Raw genomic sequence first — 255 nt, 5'->3', positions numbered from 1 at the left:
GCACATCGCCAACCGGCTGCTGGCCGACGGCGAAGAGGTCGTCGACGTGCCGCCGAAGCTGTCGGCCCGCGCCCGGGTGTTCGCCACCGGACAGGGCCGCAAGACCGACGCCACCGACGCCCACTCCGTCGCCCTGGTCGGCACCCGGATGACCGGGCTGCGGCCGGTGGTCAACGACGAGCAACTCGCGGTGCTGCGGATCCTGGTCGACCGCCGCCGCTCCCTAGGTGAGGACCACACCCGAATGACCTCCCA

At 72.2% G+C, this 255-nt stretch carries 1 protein-coding gene; it reads left to right on the top strand.

Features of this window, described 5'->3' with window-relative positions; genetic code table 11:
- The coding region (locus DDE18_RS22530) for an IS110 family transposase (protein WP_165821329.1) at positions 1-255 on the top strand (255 nt) is incomplete at both ends.

The organism is Nocardioides gansuensis (genome assembly GCF_003076135.1).
Taxonomy (GTDB): Bacteria; Actinomycetota; Actinomycetes; order Propionibacteriales; family Nocardioidaceae; genus Nocardioides; species Nocardioides gansuensis.
This window is presented reverse-complemented; position numbering and strand designations above follow the sequence as displayed.